The sequence below is a fragment of the Salinibacter sp. genome (assembly GCF_036626415.1).
In the GTDB taxonomy this organism is placed as follows: domain Bacteria; phylum Bacteroidota; class Rhodothermia; order Rhodothermales; family Salinibacteraceae; genus Salinibacter.
Map to the genome: position 1 here is coordinate 1 of NZ_JAZKRW010000187.1, position 4,200 is coordinate 4,200.

Here is a 4,200-nt window from a genome sequence, read left to right on the forward strand (position 1 = left end):
GTTCGGTGCCGCCCACGGTGACGGAACCGCCCGGTACGCGTACCATATCGAACTCGACGAGTGTCTCCGGAATGGTCTCGGTGTAGGCATCTGCCGTGTCGGGGGCCGCCGTGCCCGGAGACGTCTCCAGGGCCCCGTCAGGGACCTGAACCGGTCCGGACAGGCCGGTCCCCAGCAAAAGGGCGAAAAGGCTACTCACCAAAAGAACGCGCATCGGTGGCTGTAGATCGTCTGTGGGAATGCATCTGCAACTGCCCCCGCCGGCTCCGGCGGGTCGTCGCTCTCGTGCTGTGGATTGTAGCGGTCGGAGGAGCCGTCGTGTTTTCGGCGGAGGCCCAGGCCCCGCCGGAGCGGTACGAGTACCGGCAGACCCGCATGGGCATGGCCGTCCGGGTCGTGCTTTACGCCCCGAACGACTCGACGGCCCGGCGGGCCGGGCACGCCGCGTTTCGGAAGATGGCGGCCCTGGAGGCCGTTCTCAGCAGTTATCGGGATTCGAGTGAGTTAAACCGCCTGTCCCGACGGGCGAGCACCGGGCCCGTGCCGGTCAGCGAGCCGCTGTTTGCCGTGCTCCGGCATGCCCAGCGGCTCGCCCGCCGGTCCGACGGCGCCTTCGACGCGACCGCGGGGCCCCTCCTCGCCCTCTGGTCGGACGCGCGCCGGCACGGCACGCTGCCGGACTCGTCGGCCCTCCGGCGCGCCGCGGCCCGCGTGGGCTGGCAAGGCGTCGAGCTGAACGAGCGGGGCCGCACCGTCCGCCTCCGGATAGATGGCATGCAATTAAATGTAGGAGGCATCGCGAAGGGATTCATCCTCGACCGCGCCCTTGACACCCTGGCCGCCGAGGGGATCTCGCGGGCGATGATCGAGGCCGGCGGCGACCTGGTGATGAGCGGCGCGCCGCCCGGCACGGAGGGCTGGACCGTTCGGCTCCCGGCGGCCGGGGCCCAAGTCGAGGCCCGTACGGTGCGCCTCCGGGACGCCGCCGTCGCCACCTCGGGCGACACCGAGCAGTTCGTCGAGATCGACGGGACGCGCTACTCGCACGTCGTGGACCCCCGCACCGGCGTCGGCCTCACGCACCGCCTCCTCGTCACCGTTGTCGCCGACCGGGGCGTGGTCGCCGACGGCCTGGCCACAACGGTCGGGGTGCTCGGCCGCGACGAGGGGCGCGCGTTCCTGGCAGCACACTACCCCTCCGTGACCGCGTACCTCCGCCAGGCCGATCGGGAACGCGCCACGTCGGACTGAGCGCCGGCGGCCTGGGCGAAGTGGAGCGCCTCGTGGAGCCATGAGCGAGCGGGATGATGAGAAGGAGGGACCCGGCGCGGGCCAGCCCGCATGGAACCGGGCGCTGGGGCTGACGGGGCCCGGCGTCAGGCCCCGAACGTGTCGACGGTCCGGTAGGCCTCAATAACGGCTTTCTCCCCGGCTTTGCCGCCGCCGGAGACGCCGTGCTCCATCCCCACGACGCCGTCGTAGCCCTTGTCGTGGAGGTGCCGAAAGACATTTCGAAAGTTGATCTCGCCGGTCGTCGGCTCGTTGCGGCCCGGGTTGTCGCCCACCTGCACGTAGGCGATCTCCTCCCACGCCGCGTCGGCATTGGGAATGAGGTTCCCCTCGGTAATCTGCTGGTGGTAGACGTCGTACAGGATCTTGCAGGACGGGCTGTCGACCGCCCGGCAGATCTCGTAGGCCTGGGCGGTGTGGGTGAGGAACTGGTTCGGATGGTCGTGCCGGTTGTTGAGCGGCTCCAGCACCATCACCAGGTCGTGCGGCTCGAGGATAGCGGCGGCCTCGCGAAGCGTCTCCACGAGGTTGGCGCGCTGGAATCCCGGGTCGAGGCGCAGGTCGCGGGCGCCGGGCACCACCGTCATCCACGTGGCGTCCACGCGGTCGGCCACCTCGACGGACTCGCGGATCTCGTCCAGGAATTGTTGGCGCGGCCCCTCCTCCCCGGTCACCAGGGTCGGCTCTCCCCAACTGATCGAGTGGGCCACGAAGACCCCCATCTGCACGTCGTGCTCCCGCAGCGCGTCGGCGATACGGGCCTGCTCGCTCTGGGAGCGTCCCTTCATCCCGTTGTCCTCGAAGGCCGTAAAGCCCTGCTCGGCCATGAAGGCGATCTGGTCGACCGGGTCACCCCCGGCGTGGTCCTCAAACATGCCCAGATGGGGGGCGTAGTGGAGGTGAAAGTCGGGCGGCGGCTCGGGGCCGGCCAGGGAGGCCGCGCCCGCCTCCACTGCCCCGGCCGTGCCGAGGAGCGTGCCGCCAGCCAGGGCGCTCCGCCGAAGAAAGTGACGCCGGTCCATGATCGAGAGGGTCGGTTGGGAACGAATGTCGGAAAACGGTCGGTCCGAGGGGCCTGCTACAGGTTGCCCCGCTTCATCTCCTTCACGGCGTAGTCGCAGGCCCGGGCCGTGAGGGCCATATAAGTAATCGACGGGTTCTGGCAGGCGGAGCTCGTCATGCAGGAGCCGTCGGTCACGAACAGGTTCTCGACGTCGTGGGCCTGGTTCCACTTGTTGAGCACCGACGTGTCGGGGTCGCGCCCCATTCGGGCCGTGCCCATCTCGTGGATGCAGAGGCCCGGGGCGGCGTCCTCGTTGACGTAGGGCTCGACGTCGGTGCAGCCGGCCGCCTCCAGCATCTGGGCGAGCTGGGTGGCCATGTCCTGCCGCATCTTCTGCTCGTTCTCGCCGAAGGAGCAGTTGACGCGGAGCTGCGGGATGCCCCAGGCGTCGGTCTTCTCGTCGTCGAGCTCGACGTAGTTGTCCTCGCGCGGCAGCATCTCGCCCCAGCCGCCGGCCCCCATGCGCCAGGGGCCAGGGTCGCGGATCTTGTGCTTGAGGTCGGCCCCGAAGCCCGGCTCCCCGATCGCGCGGCCCCAGCCCTCGCGGGAGGCGCCCCCCTGGCTGCCCCAGCCCCGCAGGAAGTCGACGTCCGAGTCCGGCTCCGGCCCCAGGTTGCGGAAGCGGGGGAAGTAGATGCCGTTCGGCCGGTGGCCGTGCGTGTAGCGGTCGGCGAGGCCCTCGACCCGCCCGCTGGCGCCGGCCTGGTAGGGGTGGTCCATCAGGTACTTCCCGAGGGCCCCGCTCGAGTTGGCGAGGCCGTTGGGGTGGCGGGGCGTGGCGGAGTTGAGAAGAATCTGGGTCGACCCGAGCGTCGAGGCGCACAGGAAGACGATTCGCCCGTCGTACTCGCGGGCCTCGTTGGTCTTGCGGTCGATGACGCGGACGCCGGTGGCCCGGTCCTGCTCGGCGTCGTACTTGACGCTGTGGACGATGCTGTCGCACTCGAGGGTCATGTTGCCGGTGGCCCGGGCGTCGGGCAGGGTGGCGCTGAGGCTCGAGAAGTAGGCCCCCACCGAGCAGCCGCGCTGGCAGGGCCCGCAGTAGTGGCACGCCTGCCGGCCGTTGTGCTGCTGGGTAAGCACCGCCGCGCGCCCGATCGTCATCGTGCGGTCCTCGTAGGCGCTGTCGATGCCGGCCTTGACCTGCTTCTCGGCGGCGTTCATCTCCATCGGCGGGAGGAAGGGCCCGTCCGGAAGCTGCGGCAGGCCCTCCTTCCGCCCGCTGATGCCGACGTACTTCTCGACGTAGTCGTACCAGGGTGCGATGTCTGCGTAGCGGATCGGCCAGTCGACGCCGTAGCCGTCCCGCGCGTTGGCCGTAAAGTCGAGGTCGCTCCACCGGTAACACTGGCGGCCCCAGGTCAGGGAGCGCCCCCCGAGCTGGTAGCCGCGGATCCAGGTGAACGGCTCCTCCTGGACGTACGGGTTCTTCTTGTCGTTGGTAAAGAACTGCTCCGTCGACTCGCCGAACGCGTAGCACTTGCTCTGGATCGGGTACTCCTCGGCGTAGCGCTGCTCGTTGCCCTGGCCGTGGAAGTCGAACTCCCAGGCGGGGGTGTGCTCGGTCTCGTAGTCCGCGCCGTGCTCGACGTAGGGCCCACGCTCGAGGACGAGGGTGTTGAGGCCCTTTTCGGTCAGCTCCTTGGCGGCCCAGCCGCCGGTGATGCCGGAGCCGACGACGATGGCGTCGTAGGGTTCACGTTGCGGGGCGATGTTGGGGGCGTCGGGCATAAACAGAAGGGGTCGTCGGAGACGTGTAGAAGAGGAGAAGCTGCCCTGAACGCATCAGGTCCCGGCCCCGGACCAGGCCCGCCCCACCTCCTCGTAGGGCACGTCGCCGTCGTAGT

At 69.7% G+C, this 4,200-nt stretch carries 4 protein-coding genes; 1 reads left to right on the forward strand and 3 read right to left on the reverse strand.

Features of this window, described 5'->3' with window-relative positions; genetic code table 11:
• Positions 1-214, reverse strand: a 214-nt coding sequence (locus V5A20_RS13355; RefSeq protein ID WP_332327561.1) for a hypothetical protein, incomplete at its 3' end; no start/stop codon positions are given.
• Positions 215-216: 2 nt separating this feature from the next.
• On the opposite strand from V5A20_RS13355, the gene V5A20_RS13360 reads away from it, so the two are divergent.
• Positions 217-1,251, forward strand: a complete 1,035-nt coding sequence (locus V5A20_RS13360) for an FAD:protein FMN transferase (RefSeq protein WP_332327562.1) — start codon at positions 217-219, stop codon at positions 1,249-1,251.
• 125 nt (positions 1,252-1,376) lie between these two features.
• On the opposite strand, the gene V5A20_RS13365 is transcribed toward V5A20_RS13360, so the two are convergent.
• Both V5A20_RS13365 and V5A20_RS13370 read right to left on the reverse strand, forming a co-directional pair.
• Positions 1,377-2,312: a hydroxypyruvate isomerase family protein gene (locus V5A20_RS13365; protein WP_332327563.1), complete on the reverse strand. Its 936-nt coding sequence runs from the start codon at positions 2,310-2,312 to the stop codon at positions 1,377-1,379.
• A 56-nt stretch (positions 2,313-2,368) separates the two neighbouring features.
• Positions 2,369-4,084, reverse strand: a complete 1,716-nt coding sequence (locus V5A20_RS13370; protein WP_332327564.1) for a GMC family oxidoreductase — start codon at positions 4,082-4,084, stop codon at positions 2,369-2,371.
• Positions 4,085-4,200 lie beyond the last annotated feature (116 nt).